This window comes from Streptomyces narbonensis (genome assembly GCF_014649015.1).
Taxonomy (GTDB): Bacteria; Actinomycetota; Actinomycetes; order Streptomycetales; family Streptomycetaceae; genus Streptomyces; species Streptomyces narbonensis.
The window spans coordinates 1-21,197 of record NZ_BMSF01000009.1; the positions used below are offsets into that span (position 1 = coordinate 1).

General features: G+C 73.3%; 17 protein-coding genes. 9 read left to right on the plus strand and 8 right to left on the minus strand.

Annotated features, from left to right (window positions below; translation table 11 throughout):
* Positions 1-176: 176 nt before the first annotated feature.
* Positions 177-1,517 carry a DUF2252 domain-containing protein gene (locus IE124_RS18330; protein ID WP_189508845.1) on the minus strand — a complete coding sequence of 447 codons (1,341 nt, stop codon included), beginning with the start codon at positions 1,515-1,517 and terminating at the stop codon, positions 177-179.
* A 183-nt stretch (positions 1,518-1,700) separates the two neighbouring features.
* Here IE124_RS18330 and IE124_RS18335 point away from each other — a divergent pair, with 183 nt between their 5' ends.
* The gene (locus IE124_RS18335; RefSeq protein ID WP_189508846.1) at positions 1,701-2,510 is read left to right on the plus strand and encodes a GntR family transcriptional regulator; all 810 of its coding nucleotides are present in this window, start codon (positions 1,701-1,703) and stop codon (positions 2,508-2,510) included.
* A 71-nt stretch (positions 2,511-2,581) separates the two neighbouring features.
* Here the strand turns inward: IE124_RS18335 and IE124_RS18340 are convergent, their stop codons facing one another.
* A complete protein-coding gene (locus IE124_RS18340; RefSeq protein WP_370468779.1) occupies positions 2,582-4,462 on the minus strand; it encodes a rhamnogalacturonan lyase in 1,881 nt (626 codons plus the stop codon).
* Positions 4,463-4,539: 77 nt separating this feature from the next.
* On the minus strand, positions 4,540-5,874 hold the full coding sequence (locus tag IE124_RS18345) for a phytase (RefSeq protein WP_189508847.1): 1,335 nt from the start codon (positions 5,872-5,874) through the stop codon (positions 4,540-4,542).
* Positions 5,875-6,039: 165 nt separating this feature from the next.
* On the opposite strand from IE124_RS18345, the gene IE124_RS18350 reads away from it, so the two are divergent.
* Positions 6,040-7,152, plus strand: a complete 1,113-nt coding sequence (locus IE124_RS18350) for a DUF6183 family protein (protein WP_189508848.1) — start codon at positions 6,040-6,042, stop codon at positions 7,150-7,152.
* A 103-nt stretch (positions 7,153-7,255) separates the two neighbouring features.
* On the opposite strand, the gene IE124_RS18355 is transcribed toward IE124_RS18350, so the two are convergent.
* Positions 7,256-8,788, minus strand: coding sequence for an amino acid permease (locus IE124_RS18355; RefSeq protein ID WP_189508849.1), 1,533 nt, complete (start codon positions 8,786-8,788; stop codon positions 7,256-7,258).
* A gap of 210 nt (positions 8,789-8,998) precedes the next feature.
* Positions 8,999-9,973, minus strand: a complete 975-nt coding sequence (locus IE124_RS18360) for a hypothetical protein (RefSeq protein WP_189508850.1) — start codon at positions 9,971-9,973, stop codon at positions 8,999-9,001.
* A gap of 303 nt (positions 9,974-10,276) precedes the next feature.
* Between IE124_RS18360 and IE124_RS18365 the strand changes: the two genes are divergently transcribed.
* Genes IE124_RS18365 through IE124_RS18380 form a run of 4 tightly spaced genes read left to right on the plus strand, consistent with a single transcriptional unit; the run spans position 10,277 to position 14,960 of the window.
* A complete protein-coding gene (locus IE124_RS18365; protein WP_189508851.1) occupies positions 10,277-11,818 on the plus strand; it encodes an FGGY family carbohydrate kinase in 1,542 nt (513 codons plus the stop codon).
* Entirely contained in the window at positions 11,815-13,233 is a 1,419-nt protein-coding gene (locus IE124_RS18370; protein ID WP_189508852.1) for an FAD-dependent oxidoreductase, read from the plus strand. Before IE124_RS18365 ends, IE124_RS18370 begins: the two co-directional genes overlap by 4 nt.
* Entirely contained in the window at positions 13,230-14,459 is a 1,230-nt protein-coding gene (locus IE124_RS18375; RefSeq protein WP_189508853.1) for an FAD-dependent oxidoreductase, read from the plus strand. The genes IE124_RS18370 and IE124_RS18375 overlap by 4 nt, the downstream gene beginning before the upstream one ends.
* Positions 14,460-14,483: 24 nt before the next feature.
* Positions 14,484-14,960, plus strand: a complete 477-nt coding sequence (locus IE124_RS18380; protein ID WP_189508854.1) for an NUDIX hydrolase — start codon at positions 14,484-14,486, stop codon at positions 14,958-14,960.
* A 124-nt stretch (positions 14,961-15,084) separates the two neighbouring features.
* On the opposite strand, the gene IE124_RS18385 is transcribed toward IE124_RS18380, so the two are convergent.
* Positions 15,085-15,552: a winged helix DNA-binding protein gene (locus IE124_RS18385; RefSeq protein WP_189508855.1), complete on the minus strand. Its 468-nt coding sequence runs from the start codon at positions 15,550-15,552 to the stop codon at positions 15,085-15,087.
* Positions 15,553-15,783: 231 nt separating this feature from the next.
* Between IE124_RS18385 and IE124_RS18390 the strand changes: the two genes are divergently transcribed.
* From IE124_RS18390 to IE124_RS18400, 3 genes are all read left to right on the plus strand, one after another.
* Positions 15,784-16,368, plus strand: a complete 585-nt coding sequence (locus tag IE124_RS18390) for a hypothetical protein (protein WP_189508856.1) — start codon at positions 15,784-15,786, stop codon at positions 16,366-16,368.
* Positions 16,369-16,391: 23 nt separating this feature from the next.
* Positions 16,392-17,222, plus strand: a complete 831-nt coding sequence (locus tag IE124_RS18395; RefSeq protein ID WP_189508857.1) for a DUF5995 family protein — start codon at positions 16,392-16,394, stop codon at positions 17,220-17,222.
* A gap of 112 nt (positions 17,223-17,334) precedes the next feature.
* Complete coding sequence (locus IE124_RS18400) at positions 17,335-17,571, plus strand: hypothetical protein (protein WP_189509174.1); 237 nt, start codon at positions 17,335-17,337, stop codon at positions 17,569-17,571.
* A gap of 19 nt (positions 17,572-17,590) precedes the next feature.
* Here the strand turns inward: IE124_RS18400 and IE124_RS18405 are convergent, their stop codons facing one another.
* Both IE124_RS18405 and IE124_RS18410 read right to left on the minus strand, forming a co-directional pair.
* Positions 17,591-18,796 (minus strand): cytochrome P450 family protein, encoded by a 1,206-nt coding sequence (locus tag IE124_RS18405; RefSeq protein ID WP_189509175.1) that lies wholly within the window; start codon positions 18,794-18,796, stop codon positions 17,591-17,593.
* Positions 18,797-18,902: 106 nt separating this feature from the next.
* Entirely contained in the window at positions 18,903-20,831 is a 1,929-nt protein-coding gene (locus IE124_RS18410; RefSeq protein WP_189509176.1) for a potassium channel family protein, read from the minus strand.
* Positions 20,832-21,197: the final 366 nt, after the last annotated feature.

Consider the following 21,197-nt stretch of genomic DNA (forward strand, 5'->3'; position numbering starts at 1 on the left):
CGGGTGGAAGCCCACGTACTGGACGTACGTGGGCTTTCGCCCGGTGCGGCGAGAGTGCGTGCCTGGGGGCGCCTCCCAGCGGTAGCTGGGGGAGCGCCGCGGGGCAGACGGGAATGTGACGACACCCCCTAGGCGCGCAGGAAGTGGAGCGGCGGTTCCGGGTTTGCCGGCCTTGTTCAGGCGCCCGGGGCCGCCGTCACCATGCCGGCCGCGATGGCCGCGCCGAGCGCGGCGTAGTCGTCGGCGTTCTGGCCGGCATAGGCGAGCGAGAAGTCGGCTACGGAGCGGTCGAAGACGTCCGAGGCGCCCAGGTAGCCGGCGATGGCGATCCGGTCGCCGGAGCGGGCGTGGGCGCGGGCCAGGGCCCTGCCGCAGAGCCGCGCGTAGGTCCGGAGCATGGACGGGGTCATGGTCTCCACCTCGGCCGAGCCCTTCATGTCGCGCAACTGGCGCCAGTAGAAGTGGCGTTGCTCGGGTCCGGTCATCCAGCCGAGGAAGATGTCGCTGGCGGCCTGGGTGAGGCGCTGCCCGCAGACCACCCGGCGGCCCTGGTGTTCGTATTCCGTCGCCGGCAGATAGGGCTCCAGGGCCGAGCGGCCGGCCTCCTTGATCTGCAGGATGAGCGGGTCGCCGTCGTCGCGGCCTTCGAGGAGGAGGACGAAGCAGCGGGTGCCGACGCTGCCGACCCCGACGACCTTCCGGGCCGCGTCGACGAAGCGGTAGCGGTCGAGCAGGATGCGCCGCTCCTCGGAGAGCGAGCTGCGGTAGTCGCTGAAGATCTTGCCGAGGGTGACACGGTCGACGTCCGTCGTCCGCTCCAGGAGCGGCGGGTCCTCGACGATGCGCCGCACGCCGGCCGCGTCCGTCTCGGTGAGCTTGTTGAAGGCCTGGAGGCTGGTGCGGCGGCGGGCCTTGGCGATCCGGCCGGCGACGCGGGCGCGGTCGCCACGACCGACCAGGGGAAGCAGGTCGTCGGCGGCTATCCGCTCGTACCAGACGTCGAGTTCGCCGAGCTCCGCGAGGCGGCGCATGGTCGTGCGGTACGACTCCGTGGCCACGAGCGCGGCCCGGTGGGCCTTGGCCTTCGCGCTGCCGTTCTGGAGGGCGGCGACGGTGACGCTCGCGGCGAGCCGCTTGACATCCCACTCGAAGGGGCCGGGGAGGGTCTCGTCGAAGTCGTTCACGTCGAAGAGAAGCGTCCGTTCGGGGGAGGCATACACCCCGAAGTTCAGCAGGTGGGCGTCGCCGCAGAGCTGGACGGTGAGTCCGGTGTGGCGCTGGGCGCCGAGGTCGGCCGCCATGACTCCGGCGGCGCCTCGGAAGAAGGCGAAGGGCGAGACCGCCATCCGGCCGTAGCGGAGGGGCACGAGGCCGGGCAGACGGTCCTGGGACTCGCGCTCCAGGACGGCCAGCGCGTCGGGACGCTGTGAGGAGGGGATCCAGCGGCCGTGCGAGGAGCGGGGGACGCGCTTACGGGCCTCCCGGCCCCTCGCCGCGCGCTCCGACGGTGTCGTCATCCGGCCTCACCCGCCTCTTCCGCCGCCGCGGCACTGTGCCCGCCGCCTGGTCCCCATTACACGGTGCGACGCTCGTTTCGGCCACTCTGCCGGGCCGCTCTAGCGGAATGGTTTAGACCAATGATAGGAATTGATCACCGATACGGCCCATGCGGTCACGCTGTGCTTAGAGAGGGTTTGATCATGGCCGAGCCCGATGCCGAGGCGACGGAAGTGCCGCTCTACCTCCGGGTCGCCGCCGTCCTGCGCGAGGACCTCGCCCACCGGCGCATCTCTCCCGGGAGCCGGCTCCCTTCGGAACGTTCCCTGTCCCAGCGCTACCACGTCAACCGGCAGACGGTACGCAGCGCGCTCCAGCTCCTGCGGGACGAGCGACTCGTGGTGACCGACCGGCGCGGGACGTTCGCCGCGGCGGCCGGCGCCGCCGAGCCCGTACCGCCGCCGCTCGCAGCCCGCCGGCCGACCTTCCCAGGCGGCCCGCGCGTGAGCGAGGCCCTGGTGCGGGCCTCGCTCACCTGGGAGCCGCCGCCGACGCCGCTCACCTCCCGGCTGCTGCTCGCCCCCGGCGAGCCGACGCTCGTCCACCGCCACCTCGTGTTCGGACCCCACGGGGCGGCGCTCCAGCGGGCCGTGTCGTGGTTCTCCCGGCCGGCGATCTCCGAGATTCCCCAGCTCGCCCGCTACCGGCGGATCAAGGACAGCCACCACCAGCCCGACCTGCGGCTGCTCTACCACTGGATGCACCAGGCGGGCCTGCGGGTCACCCACCGGGAGTCGATCGGCGTGCCGCCCGTCCCGTCACTCCCCGTGAGTACGAGTGGGGGTGTGAGCGCGAGTGGGAGTGCGAGTGCGGTGCCCGGCGACGGTGGCGGCGGCGCGGCCCGGCTGGTCGTCCACCGGGTGGTGAGCGACCAGCACGGGCACGCGCTGGAGATCACGGACATCGACTTCTCGGCGCGGTCGGCGGCCTGGACGTACGAGTTCAGCGCCTGAGGGGAGAGCGTTCCCGCCGGCGGACCCGGCAGGTGATCCCCGCAGCGGTCCCCCGCCGGTGTCCCGCCCCGCTACGGCGTCGTGACCAGGGGCCTCGGCGGGGTCCGCATGCCGTTGCCGATGTGGAAACTCGGGTGCGGGGGCTGGTTGTAGGCGGTGTTCTGCCAGGCCAGCCCCGTGCGGTACATCGTGTCGTGCAGCAGGGTCGTGATCCGCGTCCCCGTCTCGTACGGCGTCGAGTAGATCCGCAGCGCGGTGTTGTCGCTCGTGCGCCACACGACCTCCTCGCGCCAGTCGCCGAGGATGTCCCCCGAGAGCGCGGGCGTCGCCTTGGTCGTGTTGTTCGACGCGACCGACGCGCCGGTGAGGAGGCGGGTCTCGCCTGCGGTCCCGTACTTGTCGATCCGGGTGCCGTCGAGGAGTTCCCTGGTGGTGTCGCCGTCCCACCAGTTCAGGAAGTTGGTGGAAGAGGGCTCTCGGCCCTTGGCGGCCCCGGCCTCGTCCCGTAGCGAAGTGTCGGACGAGGACCACACCTCCGCCCCGTCGTTCCCGGCCCAGATGTCGCCCGCGACCCCGCGGCCGTTGTCGCAGCAGGCCGCGAGCTGCCAGCGGGCGGTGCCGTTCGCCGGGTCGATGTACAGCTGGGAGGGCTGTGAGGAGGACTCCGAGACCTTGAAGTACTCCAACCCCGCCTTCCCCGGGTCGAGGTCGCCGAGGTGCTGGGCGTCGCCGTGGCCCGTCCTGGTGGTCCACAGGCCGTTGCCGTTGTCGTCCACGGCCATCGCGCCGTAGACGATCTCGTCCCTGCCGTCGGCGTCCACGTCGCCGATGGACAGACTGTGCGAGCCCTGGCCGTCGTAGCCCTTCCCCGCGTTCGTGGAGCTCGACGAGTCGAAGGTCCAGCGGCGCGTGAAGGCGCCGTCGCGCCAGTCCCAGGCGGCGATGACGCTCCGCGTGTAGTAGCCGCGCGCCATGACCAGCGAGGGCCTGGCGCCGTCGAGGTACGCGGTGGCCGCGAGGAAGCGGTCGACCCGGTTGCCGTAGCTGTCGCCCCAGGAGGAGACGGTGCCGCGCGCGGGCACGTAGGCGGTGGTGCCCATGGCGGCGCCGGTGCGCCCGTCGAACATCGTCAGGTACTCGGCTCCCGCCAGGACGTACCCGCTGCTGTTGCGGTGGTCGGCGGAGGCACTGCCGATCACCGTGCCGCGTCCGTCGACGGTGCCGTCGGCGGTCTTCATGGCCACCTCGGCCCTGCCGTCGCCGTCGTAGTCGTAGACCTGGAACTGCGTGTAGTGCGCGCCCGAGCGGATGTTGCGGCCGAGGTCGATCCGCCACAGACGGGTGCCGTCGAGCGTGACACCGTCCACGACGGTGTTGCCGGTGTAGCCGGACTGAGAGTTGTCCTTGGCGTTCGTGGGCTGCCACTTGAGGACGAAGTCCAGGTCGCCGTCGCCGTCGAGGTCGCCCACGGAGGCGTCGTTGGCCTCGTAGGTGTACGCCACGCCGTCGGGTGTCGTGCCGCCGGCCGGTGGGGTGATCGGCACGTCCTTGTAGCCGGTGCGGAGCTGCACGGCGTGGACGGAGTCCGCCTGTTCGACGCCGCCGATCACCGCGCGGACCGTGTAGTCGGCGTGGCTCGGCGCGCCGGCGTGGAAGTAGTTGGTGGACGCGGTGACGGGCGTGGCGTTGACCTTCGTACCAGCCCGGTAGACGTTGAAGGCGACGGAGTCGGGGTCGGTGGCCAGCCAGCGCCAGCTGACGAGGTTCCCGGTGCCGGTGTGGACGCTCACCACGCCCCGGTCGAGCCGCTCGACCTGCCGCGCGGTGGCGGCGGACGCGGTCCCTGTGGTCGCGGTGAGCGCGGCGCAGGTCAGCACGCCGGCCGCGAGCGCGGCGGTCAGGCGGCGGGCGACGACGGGAAGTCGGGAGTACGGCACTTGCGGGTACTGCACGAGTCCTCCTGGGGGCAGAGAGCCGTTGTGTACCCCCCAGTCGTCGCGGCCGCGGGATCGGTTGCCCGTCCCCTCCGTCAGTCGGTGTCGCGCGGGTCGAAGGACTCCGTGTCGACGCGCAGGGGCCGCGGGAAGGCGCGGGCGACCGACTCCCAGGGCGTGAACTTGAAGTTCGTGCTCTCGCGGTCGCCGTCGGCGGGCGCGGCCGCGCCGTCGTGGGTGACGAGAAGGCCCCGGGGGAAGCTGCGGCCGAGCGGGACGTTGACCACGGTGCTGCCGTCGGAGTGCTGCACCCCGTCGGTGGCGGATCCGTCGCCGATCGCGAACGAGCCGAGGTAGGCGTTGCCGCGCTTCCGGTCGTAGGCGGCGAAGGTGTCGTCGCCCTGGCTGGACGCGAGGACGTAACCCGCGCCGTCGCCCGCGTGGTAGACGGTGACGCCCTCGGCGTCGGCGCTCAGGTGCTCGCCGCCGAAGCCGGGGTCGCGGGCGGTGTCGAGGACGCACTCCTCCTCGGCGCTGTCGTACGTCCACGGAATGCCGTACTCGCGGACCCGGTCGAGGAGTACGGGCTTCGCGAACCCGGCGTCGTCGACCGCCATGCGCCACAGGCCGACGGCCTCCTGGGCCGCGTAGAGGACGTGCTCCTCCTGGTCGACGGCCATGCCCTCGACCTGCGGGCGCTCGCCGGGGTCGGCGCACGGCCGCCAGGAGGTGCCGTCGGGGAGGGTGAAGGAGGCGGGCAGGTCGAGGGTGTCCTCGGTGCGGTAGCCGACCCGGCCGCCCCGGTCCTCCAGTTCGAGCAGGCGCAGGCTCGTCTCCTCGCGCCGCGAGACCACGACGTACGCCTCGTCGTCGTCGCGGTAGGCGGCGAGGCCGTAGGCGGTGCGCTGCTCGTCCACCTCGGACTCGTCGGCCGCGAAGACCGGTGCCACGTCGGCGGCGGTCACGTCGCGCAGGGGCGGGAGGCCCTTGGCGACGGCGACGGGGTCGATGGCGTAGGCCCGGACGCGGTCCCGGCCCCGGTCGCTCACGAGGGCCAGGTCCGTCTTCCGGCCGGCCAGGTCGAAGCCGTAGACGATGTCGACGTTGTTGAAGCGGCCGGGTGCGGCGTCCTCGCCGGGGGCCTGCGGCGCGGCGATGTGCTGGAGCCGGCGTCCGTCGAGGCCGTAGACGTCGAGCCCGGCCTCCTTGAGGGTGCCGATCACGATGCTGCGGCCGGGGCGGGTCGGGTCGACCCAGACGGCGGGGTCGTCGGCGTTCGCGTTGCCGCCCGCCTCGTCGTCGTGGACGGCGGGCGTCTCGACGCGCGCCGTGACGGCGGCGGGGAGCGGGACGGGCTGGGTGGTCGCGGAGGCGGCGGTGACCACCGCGAGGGCGGTGGCGGCGAGAGCGGTCAGAGCGGAAGCGCTCACGGTACTCCTCGGTAGGGTGGACGGACGGGCGAGACGCTACGGACGGAGGGTGGAGCTCCGGGGACACCGGCGTGAACGCCGGATGCACCGTGAACACCCGCCGAACGTCCGGGAGTTCATGGCCGTGTGGGAAGGGGCGTCGGACGCCCTCTAGAGTCGACGACCGTGGAACACACCGACGAAGATCTCGGGCGCCTCGTCTGGGGCGAGGCCGAACAGCGCGCCGCGCGAGGCGACACCTCGTACGTCCGCGAACTCGGGGAGGAGCTGGCCGACCGGCATGCGGCGGCTGCCGAACGGGTCCGGGAGTACGACCGGCATCTCGCCCATGTCGTGCGCGTCCTCGCCCTCTCCCCCGGCCGCGACGGGCTCGCCCAGCTGCTCCGGCTCCTCGACGCCAAGACCCCGTCCGGATCCGGCGGCAACCTGCGCGCGATCGCCTCGCTCCTCGCGGAGCATCATCGCGTCGCCGACCTGGCAGACGCCGTCTTCGACCGCGTCGAGCGGGACCGGCTGGACGAACTGCGTGCCTGTCTCTTCCACGAGTTGGTGCTCCGCGGCGTGGACATCGACGACTTCCCGGGGCTGCGCTCCTGGCCGCTCGTCCGACCCGGCTGGCATCCTCTGGCCTGGCTTCCCCCGTACCGCAGCGACCTCGAGGCCGAGGCCGACTTCCCCAGCCGCTCGATGCGCGGCGCCACGTGGGAAATACCGACCGGGCTGCCGACCGAGGGCCGGGTGGACCCGCCCGCACCGCGCACCACCGAGAAGTCCGCGCTGCGGGACATCGCCACCGTCGATGTGCACGAGACGGTGGTGAGCGCTGTGAACGCAGGCGACTGGGGGAACTGCGCCGCATGGGTCTTCCGGCTCGACGAACCCATCGCGCCTGACGAGGTGCCCGCCCTGCTGCCCACCCTGCCCATGCCCTGTGTCGAAGGGCTGGGCCCGGAGGGCCGCTTCGAGATCGCGGTCCGCCCGGCGGACGACATCTGGCGCCTGCTGTTCGCCACCGCATCGATGGGCGGCATGTACGGCTCCGGTGTGCAGGGCGCGTACGGACGGCTGTGGGCCTGGCGTTCGCTCGCGGGACTCAGCGGTGCTCCGGCAGGCGCGAGCGCCGAGGCGGTGGAGCGGCACGCCCTGCAGAGCGCCTGGTTCCACTTCGAGGCGGACACGGACTGGTTCCACAACGAGGTCGGCAACGACTACGGCATAGCCGCCCTCTCGCCGGACCGCCGCCGGATCGCCGTCCTGGCGGCGACGGACACCGACTAGGACCTTTCGGCCTGAGGTCTCCCCAGGCCCTCAGGGGCCTGGGGAAAGCCGCGAGCGTGCGCGCCGGGCGTCGCGCGCCGGGCGGGACCTTCTGCAACACCCTTTAGACGATTCCCTCGGCGATGTCCGCTTCCTCGCGGGCCGTTCCGTACGTCTTCGGGGTGCCGTACGAGCGGCGGGCGACGTACCACCAGACGCTGGCGAGGACGAGGACGACGGCGAGCGCGATCACGGCGTAGTTCATGGTGTCGACCGTCACCGGCGACTTCTGCGGCAGGCAGTAGAGGACGGTCACCAGGGCCACCCACACGACGGCGGTCCAGCCGATCGGCTTGCTCCAGCGGCCCAGGCTCCACGGCCCGGGGGTGAAGCGGTTCCCGGCGCGCAGGCGGAGGTAGATCGGGATGGCGTAGGCGGGGGTGATGCCGATGACGTTGATCGCGGTGACCGCGCCGTAGGCGGTGGCGGAGTACAGCGCGGGCGCGGCGAGCAGCGCCGCCACGGCTACGGCCAGCCAGACGGCCGGGACGGGGGTCTGTGTGCGGGTGCTGACCTTCCGCCAGATCGCGGAGCCGGGAAGGGCGTTGTCGCGGCTGAAGGCGAAGACCATGCGGCTCGCGGCGGCGACCTCGGCGTTGCCGCAGAAGAGCTGGGCGACGATCACCACGAGCAGGAGGGCAGTGGCTCCGCCCGAGCCGAGTGCGTCGAGGAGGATCTGGGCGGGCGGGACGCCGGTCGCGGAGTTCTGCGCGGCCGCGTAGTCCTGGATGGCGAAGCTCAGTCCGGCCAGGAGGGCGAAGCCGGCGATCCAGGAGACCCAGATGGCCCGCACGATGCCCTTGGCGGCGGCGACGGAGGCGTTGGAGGTCTCTTCGGAGAGATGGGCCGATGCGTCGTAGCCGGAGAAGGTGTACTGGGCGAGGAGCAGGCCGATCGCCGCGACGTAGAAGGGGTTGGCCCAGCCGGTGTCGTTCACGAACTCGGTGAAGACGAACTCGGCGGACTGGTGGCGGTCGGGGATGAAGGCGAGCGCGCCGACGATGAGCGCGACGCCCGCGAGGTGCCACCAGACGCTGATCGAGTTGAGGACACTGACGAGGCGGACGCCGAAGAGGTTCAGGACGGCGTGCAGGAGCAGGATCGCCAGGAAGATGAGGAAGGTGGAGCCCGCGGTGGGCACGAAGCCCCACTGGAGGTTAAGGAAGGCCCCGGTGAAGAGGGCGGCCCCGTAGTCGATGCCGGCGATGGCCCCGACCAGGCCGAGGAGGTTCAGCCAGCCGGTGTACCAGCCCCAGCGCCGCCCGCCGAGCCGGTCCGCCATGTAGTAGAGCGCGCCGGAGGTGGGGTAGGCGCTGGTCACCTCGGCGAGGGCGAGGCCCACGCACAGGACGAAGAGGCCGACTCCGGCCCAGCCCCAGAGCATGACGGCGGGGCCGCCCGTGCCCATGCCGAAGCCGTACAGCGTCATGCAGCCGGAGAGGACCGAGATGACGGAGAAGCTGATCGCGAAGTTGCCGAAGCCACCCATCCGACGGGCCAGGACGGGCTGGTAGCCGAGCTCTCTGAGCCGCGCCTCCTCGTCCTGGACGGGGGGTGGCTTGCGTATCGCGTCGGTCGGGGCTGCGGTGCGGGACATGGGGACCTCCGGGGACGGGGGGTGAGCGGGGACGGGCGGTGGAGAGGGGTGAGCGGGGACGGGCGGTGGAGAGGGGTGAGCGGGGAGGGCGGTGAACGGGGGGCGAGAGGGGCGGGCAGTGGTCAGGGGCGGGCGGGGCGCGGTCGAGCGGGGCGAGGAGGATCGGGGCGCGATCGAGCAGGACGCGGGGGGCGGCGCCGTCAGTGCGCTTCAGCCGGTGAGGCAGCGGGCTCTGGCACGCACGAAGACCTCCTCCGCCAGGGCCCGGTCGTCCGGCCGGGCCGTGCGGTAGGCCCATGGCAGCGTCGCGTAGTACGGCCCGAGCGCTTGGAAGACGCGGGCGGCGTCGTCGAAGCGCAGGGCTCCGTAGAGGGCGTGGGCCAGGTGGTTCAGGTCGAGCAGGGAGGCCTCTTCGGTGGCACAGAAGAGGAACCAGGTGTCCAGGGCGCGCTCGGCGTCGCGTACCGCGTCCTCGGCGACCCAGTGAAGGTCCAGGGCGCGCTCGTGGCCGCGCTCGCGCCGGTAGCGCTCGACCCGCACGTAGAGCGGCAAGGCGTGCAGGGCGGAGCCGACGGGAGCGGAAGTGGAGGCCCACTGGGCGTAGTTGACGGCCTCGGAGATCGGGCCGGGGTTGCGGGCGTAGACGCACTGGAGCATGCGGTGGTGTGCTTCGCGGTTGTACGGGTCGCGCTTCTCCGCCTCGGCGAGCAGCCCCCACGGGCCGGGGGCCAGCATGGGGGCCGGCGGGGAGAGCCGGTGCTCGGCCATCCGCTGGCGGCCGTCGAGGGCGGCGAGGGCGAGGAGGCCGACCCAGGGCACGGGGTCGGCGGGGGCCAGTTCGGCGGCCTCGCGGCACCCGGTCCAGGCCTCCTGCCAGAGTTCGCGGGTACGGGCGTGGCCGGCGCGGTGGGCGCGGACGGCCCGCTCGACGGCGACGCGGCTGTGCATCACGGTGGCGGGGATGCTGCCGGGCTGTTCGGTGCGCCAGGCGTGGACGACGTCGGTGCCGGCGGCGACGGCGGCGAGGACCTGGGTGCGCCGGGTCCAGCCGTCCCATCCGGAGGTCTCGTCGAGCAGGCGGGCCATGGCCACCCAGCGGCCGGTGCGCAGGTCCTGGACGGCGTTGCGCAGGGCGTGGTCGTGTCCCGCGGGGTGGTAGACGGGCCGGAAACCCTGTGCGGCCATCAGGGGGTGGGGCCTGGTGTGGGTGACATGCTTCCTCGGTGGATGGAGGGGGGTGGTCAGTCCCCCGACGGCCTTCCTGCCGTTGATCGGCGATCACTATAGAGGGCACTGGACGCGACCAGTCCACTCTTCTCGGTGACGGTAACTATTAAGACAGCGACCGAATTTGACTTACTGTCAGTCACGGGGGGTCGACCTGACGGTGTCACTCGCCGACGCTTGACGCGGGCCGCGGGCGGCGGCACCCTGACCCTTTTCGGTGATCGGACGATCACGTTCCGATCCGGCGACGGGGGCAGTGGGATGACGGGCGGTCCGGTACTCGCCGTGGACCAGGGAACGTCGGGCACCAAGGCGCTCGTCCTCTGCCCGGAGCGCGGGGTGATCGGCACCGGCACGGCTCCCGTCCGGCCCCGCTACCTCCCCGGCGGCCTCGTCGAGGTCGACCCCCGTGAGCTGTACGGCTCCGTCGTCGCGGCCGGGCGGGCGGCGCTGGCCGAGGCCGGGACCACGGTCACGGCCGTGGGCCTCGCCAATCAGGGCGAGACGGTGCTCGCCTGGGACCCGGCCACGGGCGATCCCCTGACGGACGCGCTGGTCTGGCAGGACCGCAGGGCCGCCTCCGTCTGCGACGGACTCGCCGACCACGCCGAGCTGTTGCACCGGCTGACCGGTCTGCCCGTGGACCCCTACTTCGCCGCGCCCAAGATGGCCTGGATCCGCCGTCACGCCACCGGCGCCGGGGTGGTCACCACCAGCGACGCCTGGCTCGTCCACCGGCTGACGGGCGCCTTCGTCACCGACGCCGCCACCGCCGGACGCACCGGACTGCTCGATCCGGACACGGTCGCGTGGTCGGAGACGGCCCTCGACCTGTACGGCCTGGGCGGCGAGCGGCTGCCCCGGGTGGTGGACTGCGACACCCCGGTCGGCACCACGACGGCCTTCGGCCCGCCGCTGCCGCTGACCGGCCTGCTGGTCGACCAGCAGGCCGCCCTGCTCGCGCAGAGCGCGAGCGAGCCGTCCGCGGCCAAGTGCACGTACGGCACGGGCGCCTTCCTTCTCGCGCGGACCGGGCCGGAGCCCCGGCGCGGCACCTCGGGCCTGGTGAGCTGTGTCGCCTGGCGGCTGGGCGGACACGTCGAGCACTGCCTGGACGGCCAGGTGTACACGGTGGCCTCGGCCGTCCGCTGGCTCACCGACCTGGGCGTCCTCGCCGGCGCCGAGGAGATCGACACGGTCGGCGGCGGCGTGCCGGACACCGGCGGGGTCACCTTCGTACCCGCGCTGGCCGGCCTCGCCGCGCCGTGGTGGCGGGGAGACGTGCGCGGCTCGCTCACCGGCCTCGGCCTGGACACCTCCCCCGGCCATCTGGTGCGCGCGCTGTGCGAGGGGATCGCCGCGCAGGTGGTGGAGCTCGCCGCGGCGGTCGCCGCCGACCGGGGAGCGCCGCTGACCTCGCTGCGCGCCGACGGGGGCCTGACCCGGTCGGCGCTGCTCATACAGACCCAGGCCGACCTGCTGCAACTCCCCGTCGAGGTGGCGTCGTCACCCGATGCCACGGCTCTCGGAGTGGGCGCGGTGGCCCGCCTCGGCCTCCACCCGGGTCTCGCGCTGCACGAGGCGGTGCCGGAGTGGAAACCCTCGGCCGTCTACGAGCCCCGGATCGACGCCGACGAGGCCGCCGCACGCCTGGCCGCGTTCCGCGCGGAGGTGGCGTCGCTGATCGACCGCGGCGGGGCGGGGGGCGCGGGCGGTGCCGGGAGCACGGCGGGCGCCGGGAGTGTCGCGGGCGCTGGGAGTGCCGCAGGCACGGGCGCCGCGGGCGCTGGGAGTGCCGGGTGACCGTCACCCGTACCGGCCCGTTGCCCACCGGCCCCGAGGCCGAGTACGACGTCGTGGTCGTCGGCGCGGGGGTCGTCGGCTGTGCCATCGCGCGCGCTCTCGCCCGGCACCCGCTGCGGGTCGCTCTCGTGGAGGCCGCGCACGACGTCGGCGACGGTACGTCGAAGGCCAACACGGCCATCCTGCACACCGGTTTCGACGCCGCGCCGGGCACGCTCGAAGCCCGGCTGGTCCGCGAAGGGCATCGGCTGCTCGGCGCGTTCGCCGGCGAGGCGGGCATTCCCGTGGAGCCGCTCGGCGCGCTCCTCGTCGCCTGGGACGAGCAGCAGCGGGCCACGCTCCCCCGCCTCGCGGAGAAGGCGGAGCGCAACGGCCACCTCGCCACCCGGCTGCTCTCGGCCGAGGAACTAAGCTCACGAGAACCGCATGTGGGGCCGGGCGCGCTGGCGGCGCTCGCCGTCCCGGGCGAGTCGGTGATCTGCTCGTGGACGACGACCCTCGCGTACGCGACGCAGGCCGTGCGGTCCGGGGTCGACCTGCATCTCGGCTGCCGGGTGGAGCAGGTCCGTACGGGCGATCCCTGGCACCGGCTCGTCACCCGGCGCGGAGTGCTGAGGACCCGGCACCTGGTCAACGCCTGCGGGCTCCACGCGGACGCCTTCGACGCGCTGCTGGACCGCCGCGACTTCACCGTCACCCCGCGCCGGGGCCAGCTGCTCGTCTTCGACAAGTTCGCCCGCGACCTGGTCCGGCACATCCTCCTTCCCGTGCCAGGGCCGCTCGGCAAGGGCGTGCTCGTCTCGCCCACGGTGTACGGGAACGTCATGCTCGGGCCCACCGCCGAGGACCTCGACGACAAGACCGCCACCGGCACGACGGCCGAGGGTCTTGCCGGGCTCCGCGAGCAGGGCGGCCGGATCGTGCCCGCGCTGCTCGACGAGGAGGTCACGGCGGTCTACGCGGGCCTGCGCGCCGCCACGGGACAGGAGGACTACCGGTGCGCGGCCCACCCCGCGCTCCGGTACGTCACCGTGGGCGGGATCCGCTCCACCGGGCTCTCCGCCTCCCTGGCGCTCGCCGACCACGTGCTGGGGCTCCTCGCCGACTGCGGTCTCGAACCCGGTCCGGAACGCCCGCTCGCCCCGGTCCGCATGCCCAATCTCGGCGAGGCCTTCCGCCGCCCGTACCGCGACGCCGAACTGATCGCGCGGGACCCGGACTTCGGGGTGATCGTCTGCCACTGCGAACGCGTGACGCGCGGCGAGATCAGGGCCGCCTACGCGTCGGAGATCCCTCCGGCGGGCCCTGACGGACTGCGGCGCCGGACGCGCGCCCGGGGCGGACGGTGCCAGGGGAACTTCTGCGGCGCCGAGCTACGGGCACTGAGCGAGGAGTACGGGAAGGGGGCCCGGTGAACCGCGTGGTCGACGTACTCGTGGTGGGCGCGGGACCCGCCGGGCTCGCCGCCGCCGCGCGGCTCGCGGCGGCGGGCGCGGGGCGGGTCGAGGTGCTGGAGCGTGAGCACACGGCCGGCGGCGTACCGCGGTACTGCGGGCACCCGGGGTTCGGCGCGGACCGCCGGGGGCGGCCGCTGGACGGTCCGGCGTACGCGCGCCGCGCGCTCCGTGCGGCGCTCCGCTCCGGCGCCGTCGTCCGGACCGGGGTCTCCGCCACGGGCTGGGCCGGGCCGCTCGCCCTGGACGTGACGGCTCCGACCGGACTCGAACGGATCCGGGCGCACGCCGTGGTCCTCGCGACAGGGGTGCGCGAACGTCCGCGCAGCGCCCGGCTCGTGCCGGGCTCACGGCCGGCCGGGGTGCTGACGACGGGCGAACTCCTGCGGACGGCAGGGATGTTCGAGGGCGACCGAAGGGCCCTGAGGTCGCACCTCGGACGGCGTGCGGTGGTCGTCGGCGGTGAGCCGGTGGCCCGGCACGCGGCAGGGGCGTTGCGCACGGCGGGCGTGGAGGTGGCGGCGGTCGTCACCGAACTCCCCTTCCCAGCGCGGGGTTTCGGTGCCGTACCCGTCCTCACGTGGACGTCGGTGGTCGAGCTGCTGGGGCGGGGGCGGCTGACCGGGGTCTCGGTCCGGGGGCGGGACGGGCGGACGTCCGTGCTGCGCTGCGACACCGTGGTGTTCACCGGCGACTGGATCCCCGACCACGAGCTGGCCCGGGCCCGGGGTCTCGCACTCGCGCCGGGGACCCGTGGGCCCGTCACGGACGGCGCGTACCGCACGGCCGAGCCGGGGGTCTTCGCCGTCGGCAACCTCCTGCACGGGGTGGAACCGGCGCAGGTGGCCGCCGCCGAGGGCCGCAAGGCCGCCGACGCGGTCCTCGACCTGCTCGCCGGCCGGGCCGGTCCACCCGCGGGAGTGCCGGTGCTGACGGCAGGACCCCTGCGGTGGGTGACACCGGGGCTCCTCGGCCCGGCACCCGCCGCCCCCTTGCTCGTACGGCCGGACCGGCGGCTCGTACGACCGCTCCTGACCGTCGCCCAGGACGGCTCGCCGCTCCGGCGGGCGCGGTTGCGCGGGGAGCCTGCGCCCTGGCGGTCGGTGCGGCTGGGGCCGGAGTGGACACGCGGCGTGGATCCGGCGGGCGGCCCGGTGGTGGTCGGCGCGGAGGAGTACGCACCGTAGGAACATTCCGTCAGACTGTCCCGTATGCCGGACAAACGCAGCGCGGGTCTCCTGGTCTTCCGTCACACGGCGGCCGGGGGTGTCGAAGTCCTCATCGGCCACATGGGCGGGCCCTTCTGGGCCTCCAAGGAGCAGGCGGCGTGGTCGATCCCCAAGGGGGAGTACGAGCCGGACGAGGCTCCCGAGGTGGCGGCGCGGCGGGAGTTCCTGGAGGAACTGGGACTCCCGGCGCCCGAGGGCACGTGGATCGACCTCGGGGAGGCCCGACAGCGCAGCGGGAAGCTCGTCACGGTCTGGGCGGTCGAGGGCGAGGTCGACCTGGAGGCGGTGGTGCCCGGCACCTTCACCTTGGAGTGGCCACCCCGGTCCGGCACCCACCAGGAGTTCCCGGAGATCGACCGGGTCGGCTGGTTCGCCCCGGGCGAGGCCGCTCCGCTGCTCGTCGCCGGACAGCGGGTCTTCCTGGACCGGCTGACAGGACATCTGGGCATGCCGGCCTAGGCCGTGTTGGGGAAGTTGCCGGTGCGTCGAGTGGACCGTCCGGGGAAGTCCCGGGCGGTCACGACGTTCGAACTGCCACGAACTCACCGGGGCCTGGGGAGCTTCGCCCCGGGATCACGGCCTGTCAGGCGACAGGACCGCCCGCATTGAGGATCAGCCGCTGGAGCACCTTCAGCGTGGTGACGTAGTCCTTGTCGTCGATGCCCTCGTGGAGGGCGGCGCGGATCGCGGGGGAGTTGCGCGCGAGGTCGACGCGGGCCTGTTCTCCCTCCGCGGTGAGCCACAGCCGGTCCTCGTCGTCGCGGGTCAGCCAGCCGCGCTCCAGAAGCGCTTCGGCCTCCACCGCCAAATCGTCCTCGGGCCGGATGTAGGAGGCCATGGCCTTCCGTAGCTCGAACAGGCTCATCCCCGCGCCGTCGGGCGAGATGTCGTTCACCGACAGGTTGCGCAGCAGCCAGAATTGGGGCTGGGTGAAGCCCTTCTCGGCCTGCCGGGCACGGGTGTACGCGATGAGCGCCTCGTAGGCGACACCGGTCCAGTACGCGGCGGGCTGCCCGGCGAGTTGGGCGTCGGAGATCTGTTGGGTCGTCATGAGATGTTCCCTCCCGGCACTTCAGCGTGGAGCCCGCATGTCGTGCGGGTCATACGGAGACCGTATGACCTCAAGTGCGGTTGAGGGCAAGCAGATGATCTTCACGACGACCGCCGGCACGGCGACGAGGCACTGGGTCGCCTCGAAGCGGACCGTGAGCCTGCCGAACCGGGCGACACTTCACACCGCACCTTCCATGCACTCACGGAGTGTGATGATATGCTACTCACCGTGACAATGGAGCCCGAGGGCATCCCTCGACACCTCACCAACGCGCCCAATCGCGTCTACTACTTCGACATCGGAACCGGCACCTGGCACGGAAAAGCCACCTTCCGCGTCACCTCCTGGCGTCGCCTCAGGCGCAGCCGCATCGGGTTGACGAACAAGCTGCTCGTGACCGCGATGCATGTCGTCGAGCGGCTCACCGGTGCGCCGAAGCAGGAGTCGACGATCGTGGCGAAGCCGAACGAGGGCGAGTTCGGTCAGGCCGACAACGTGGTCAGGATCTCCAAGTTCGGCGTGACCCTGTACCTCCTGGAAGAGCGGTACGTACTGCACAGCGACGGAATCGGAGTCACCGTGCTCGGCGACGAGAGGCTCGGACCCGTGCCGCGCCTGCTCACGCGGTCCTTCACCTACTCCGCGGAGATCCGCGACGAGGGGATGGCCGCGACCTACCTCATGCCGCTGCTCGGAGCCATGTGGACCGCGGACTACCGGGTCGCACCCGACCGCCAGAGCCTCTTCGCGGAACTGGTGTGCGACTGGGGCAGGGCGACCGAGGAAACCCGCCTGATCAGCGCGCCGGCCTAGCGGGCGGCAGGAACACACTCCCGATGACCGCCGAGTTCATGATCCCCGCCGCAAAGGTCACCCTGGTCGCCGAGTTGCTCGCCGACCGGGTCAGGCAGTACGAGACCGCACAGGATCACCGGGCCGCGTTCGCCTACACCTACTACCGCCTCACGACGACGCTCGCCACGGGCCTGGACACGGGCACCCCCGCGTTCAGCGACCCGCCGTGGGTCGCCGAGCTGTGCGAGACGCTCGCATCGGCCTACTTCAGGGCCATGGACAGCATCGACGCATGGCTGGCAGGACGATCCGGCGGCTCCACCGGCGAACTCCAGCCCGACGACCTGCCGGACTCCATCCCTCGGCCATGGCGAGACGTCTTCGCCGCTTCGAGCTTCCGGCACTCCTACATGCTGGAGGACGTGCTCTTCTCGATGATGGCCCACATGTCGTACGACTTGCCCGAGGCGTTGCGGCACATGGCGACGTCCACGGGCGACCGCGGCCGCATCGCCGACTTCCACCGCATGAACGAGCTGCTGGCGTCCTGTATCGACGTGGTCCAGGACGACCTTTCGTCCAGGTACCTTCACGGGCTCAGTTCTCTGGACAGGCTGTTCACCCGTAGTGACGAACTGTTGACCAATTACGGGATCCGGGTCGCACGGGGCTTGGCCTGGTTCAACTGCGACAGACTCCTGGACCCGGATGCGACCGAGGAAGCCTCGCGGTCGATCGGCAGGAGCACCGCCGCGCTCATCTCCGAAATCCGCTCCCCCGGCGACTGGAAACTGCGCTCCGGCCTGTGGATCCTGCGGAGGTTGATTCCCGACCGCCGGCACTGGCCCACGCCCGGTACGCCCCTCGTGTAGACGGCGCCCCCTGGTCCGGCGATCCCACGGGACGGCCCTGAACCCCATTGTCAGACCCGTGCGAGAGGGTGGTGGGCGTAGACCTGTCGAGAGGGAGCCCGACATGATCACGATGACCGCCACCGAGCGCGCCGCTGCCCAGGCGTACCTGCGGCTGCTGGAGTCCACGCAGGCGGTGCTGACCGACCCGCAGCTCGCCCCGTACGCCGGGGTGATGCTCACCCATCCGATGGCGGAGGCCGACGAGGCGCTTCGCGCGGCGGGGCTCTCGGGGAACGAGGACCGGTTGTTGCGCCTCGTCTCCTCGCTGCGGGCCTCACCGGCCGACGTGTGGGGGTGGAGCGGGTAGCGCCGTCGACGGCGGGTCGTCAGGGGGCAGGGCGGACCGGGAGGGTTCGGACGCTGTTGCCGACGAAGCCGGCGTGGCTCGACAGCTCGGTCTCCGCGACGGCCAGATCCAGGTCGGGGAAGCGGGTGAAGAGCGCCTCCAGGGCGATCGCGGCCTCCATGCGGGCGAGTGGGGCGCCCAGGCAGTAGTGGGGGCCGTGGCCCAGGGAGAGGTGCTTCGTCGTCGTGGCGCGGGTGATGTCGAAGCGGTCGGCGTCCGGGCCGTGTGCCTTCGCGTCGCGGCCCGCCGCCGAGTATCCGGCGAGGACGGGCGTGCCCTTGGGGATGAGGGTGCCGTCGACCGTGAGGTCGCGGGTGGGGTAGCGGAACGGGAAGTAGCTGACCGGGCTGTCCCAGCGCAGGGTCTCCTCCACCACGTCCGCCCACGAGGCCCGGCCTTCGAGGACGAGGGCGAGCTGCTCGCGGTGACCGCAGAGTGCCCGTACGGCGTTGGTGACGAGGTTCAGCGTGGTCTCGTGGCCCGCGATGATCATCAGGAGCAGGGTGCCGATCAGCTCGGGCTGGCTCAGCCGGTCGCCGCCCTCGTCCCGGGCGGCGATGAGGGCGCTGGTGAGGTCGTCGCCGGGGGTACGGGCCTTGTCGGCGGCGATGGAGGCGAGGAGCTCGACGAGTTCGCGGTTGGCGGCGACGGCCCGCGCGGGCTCGGTGTCGGTGGCGACCACGAGGCTGGACAGGTGGTGCAGCCGGTCCTGGTGGGCGGGGTCGACGCCGAGGAGTTCGCAGATGACCCCGAGGGGCAGCGGGAGCGCGTAGTGGCGGCGCAGGTCGGCGGTGCCTGCGCCGGTGCGGGCCGCTTCGGCGAGGCCGTCGAGGAGTCCTGACGTGACGGCCTCGACGCGCGGGCGGAGCTCCTCGACCCGGCGTGCGGTGAAGGCGCTGCTGACCAGGGCGCGCAGGCGCCGGTGGTCGGCGCCGTCCGCCGTGGTCATGCCGGGCACGGTGGCGAAGGTGCGCAGCGGCCAGCCGTCGGGTATCCGGCCCTCGGCGAGGGCGGTGAAGTGCTGGGCGCCCTTGGCCACGTCGGGGTGGGAGAGGAAGTCACGGAGCGCGTCGTGGCCGAGGACCGCCATGCCCTCGATCTCGCCGGGGAGGACCACGGCAGCCACGGCACCCTCGGCGAGGAGCCGGGCGTTGGCCGCGTGCGGGCAGCCTCCGGCCGGGTCCATGCCGTGCGGCGGGCGGCCGGGTGCGGCGCTGTGCGGGGTGTTCACGGAGGGCGCTCCTGACTGCGACGGCGGGCCCGTGCGGCTCGCAGGCGGTCAGATCCTACGGTCAACCCCCGGATGTGGGTGAGGTGTTGTCCGGGGTGCGGCCCTCTGTGGTGCCGCGGCCGAGGAGTTCCGCCAGGCCCCGGCGGGTCGCCGCGACGATCACCCGGTCGCCCGGGCCGAGCACCCGATCCGGGGCGAGACGCCAGCCCTGGGGCGATGCCCCGGCGCCGTGAGAACCGGCGCTCCGGGCCAGGGCGATGACCCGCCAGGCTCCTGGTGTGAAGGCCTCGGCGACCGTGCGGCCCTCCAGGAACGGATGGTCCGCGACGTCGACGGCGGCGAAGAGCAGGACGCGCCGCTCGACGGGTACGGCCCCGAGGACCTGGCGGCCCATCATGGCCCCCGCGAAGGCGGGCGCGGCGAGGTGGGAGACGCTGCGGCTCCGGGTGAGCGCCTCGGGGTGGGCGGTGCGCAGGGTGCGGTAGACGGCGGTGGCGAAGTCGTCGTCGTACAGGCGGAGCACGACCCGCAGGTCGGGGGCGACCGAGCGGGCGGAGAGCGCGGCCTCCAGGTTGGTGATGTCGACGCTGGTCAGGGCGAGGAGGGCGTGGGCCCGGTGGACGCGGGCGGCCTCCAGGACGCCTTCCTCCGTGACGTCGCCGATGACGGTCGGGACGCGCAGCCGGCGGGCCAGCGCGATGCCGCGCGCCTCCGGGTCCGACTCGACGCACACGACGGGGATCCCCATCCTGCGGAGCCGGCCGAGGACACGGGTGCCGACCTTGCCGAGGCCGAGGAGGACGACGTGGCCGTGCAGCCCACGGGGCGGCCGGCGCAGGGTGGTCGCCGTGCGGAAGGTGCCGAGCCCTTCGAGGAGGGCGGCGACGATCACCGGGAGCAGGAGCAGTCCGACGAATCCGGCGAGGATCTGGAGGACCTGACGGCTGGTCGGCTCGCCGACCGCCGGGTCGCCGATGGCGAAGATGTCGAGGAGCGTCAGATAGGCGGCGTGCAGGGGGTGGTCGCCGGTGGTGAAGGTCGAGGCGAGGGCCAGGGCGAGGACGGCGGCGGCGGCTCCGGCGAGGGACCAGCGCAGGCGGCGGGAGAAGAGCGAGCCGACGGGCAGTCCGGTGCCGCCGAAGCGGCCCGTCGGGACGGTCGGGGCGGCGGGGGTGACCGCTTCGAGGGTCACGGCGGCCCGGCCGGTCGCGGCGGCCACCGTACGGTCGTCGGGCAGGAGGCGCGGGCCGTCGTCGCCGCTGCGCTCGGAGCCCTCGCAGCCCGCCGGGTCGCCGGCCGTGGCGGAGAGCAGCGCGAGGGTGAGCCGGCCGGGGTCGGGAGCCTCGCCCGCGGGCGGTGTCCGCTCGACGGCGTGCAGCAGGAGTCCGCCCGCCTGGACGACCTTGCTGGTGCCCGCGACGGCCGCCGCGGCGAGTCCGGGGGCCGCGGTGTCGGCGTCGGAGAGGACGGTGGTGGCGGCGTCGAGCTTCTCGGGGTCGAGGCCGGGCTCGGCGACGGCCGCGGCCTGGTCCAGGAGGTGTTCGAGGTGCTGGCCGAGCTTGCGGTTGTAGAGCCGGATGACCAGGCGCAGCCGGGGGTTGAGGCGGCGGGCCGTGAGCGCGGCCCGGATGTTGGTCTCGTCGTCGTCGTGGACGAGCGCGAGCGCGGCGGCGCGCTCGACTCCGGCGTCCACGAGGGCCCGGTCGTCGGCCTCCGCCGCTTCGACGATCCGGAGCGTGCCCGCCGGCTCGTCGCCGTCCGCGTCGCCTCCGGACGCGGCGGTGGCCGCCGCCCCGGTCGCCGCGGTCGTGCGCGTGACGGCGGCGGTGACGCGGCCGAAGAGGGCGAGCGCCCGGCCGCCCGTGCGGGCGGCGGGGAGGGGCGGGGCGTCGGGCCGTACGGGCACGAGGAGGGTGACCCGCTCTCCGTACACCCCGTGCAGTTCGCCCGCGAGGCGGTGGGCGAGGGCGTCGTCCCCGCAGACGACCATGTGTCCGGCGGGGGCCGCACGGGGCTGCCGCTCGGCCCGGAAGGCGGGCGCGCCGAAGGGCCCGCCGAAAGCCCCGCCGGCCGGGCCTCCCGGGGCGCGCGCGGGACCGGGCACCGGCCTGGCGGCCGCGCCGGGGACAGGCGATCCGGTGGGAGGAGCTCCGGCAGGAGGCGCTCCGGCGGGCGGGACGGTCCCGGGAGGGCTTCCGGCCGGTGGCGCTCCGGTTCCTGCTCCGGCGGCCGGAACGGCGTTGTTCTGGTTCGGGTGTGAGGGCACGTCACCAGGATGCCCTGCGGCACCGACAGCAGTTTGACGGGCCGGTGCGGCTCCGCCCTCCCCCGGGCGGGCGCACGGCGTGCGGCCGTA

Coding starts and splice junctions, on each gene's coding strand:
- IE124_RS18330 (WP_189508845.1), bottom strand. CDS start 1,517: ATGACGACACCGTCGGAGCGCGCGGCGAGGGGCCGGGAGGCCCGTAAG.
- IE124_RS18335 (WP_189508846.1), top strand. CDS start 1,701: ATGGCCGAGCCCGATGCCGAGGCGACGGAAGTGCCGCTCTACCTCCGG.
- IE124_RS18355 (WP_189508849.1), bottom strand. CDS start 8,788: ATGTCCCGCACCGCAGCCCCGACCGACGCGATACGCAAGCCACCCCCC.
- IE124_RS18360 (WP_189508850.1), bottom strand. CDS start 9,973: ATGGCCGCACAGGGTTTCCGGCCCGTCTACCACCCCGCGGGACACGAC.
- IE124_RS18365 (WP_189508851.1), top strand. CDS start 10,277: ATGACGGGCGGTCCGGTACTCGCCGTGGACCAGGGAACGTCGGGCACC.
- IE124_RS18380 (WP_189508854.1), top strand. CDS start 14,484: ATGCCGGACAAACGCAGCGCGGGTCTCCTGGTCTTCCGTCACACGGCG.
- IE124_RS18385 (WP_189508855.1), bottom strand. CDS start 15,552: ATGACGACCCAACAGATCTCCGACGCCCAACTCGCCGGGCAGCCCGCC.
- IE124_RS18395 (WP_189508857.1), top strand. CDS start 16,392: ATGACCGCCGAGTTCATGATCCCCGCCGCAAAGGTCACCCTGGTCGCC.
- IE124_RS18400 (WP_189509174.1), top strand. CDS start 17,335: ATGACCGCCACCGAGCGCGCCGCTGCCCAGGCGTACCTGCGGCTGCTG.
- IE124_RS18405 (WP_189509175.1), bottom strand. CDS start 18,796: ATGGACCCGGCCGGAGGCTGCCCGCACGCGGCCAACGCCCGGCTCCTC.
- IE124_RS18410 (WP_189509176.1), bottom strand. CDS start 20,831: ATGGTCGTCTGCGGGGACGACGCCCTCGCCCACCGCCTCGCGGGCGAA.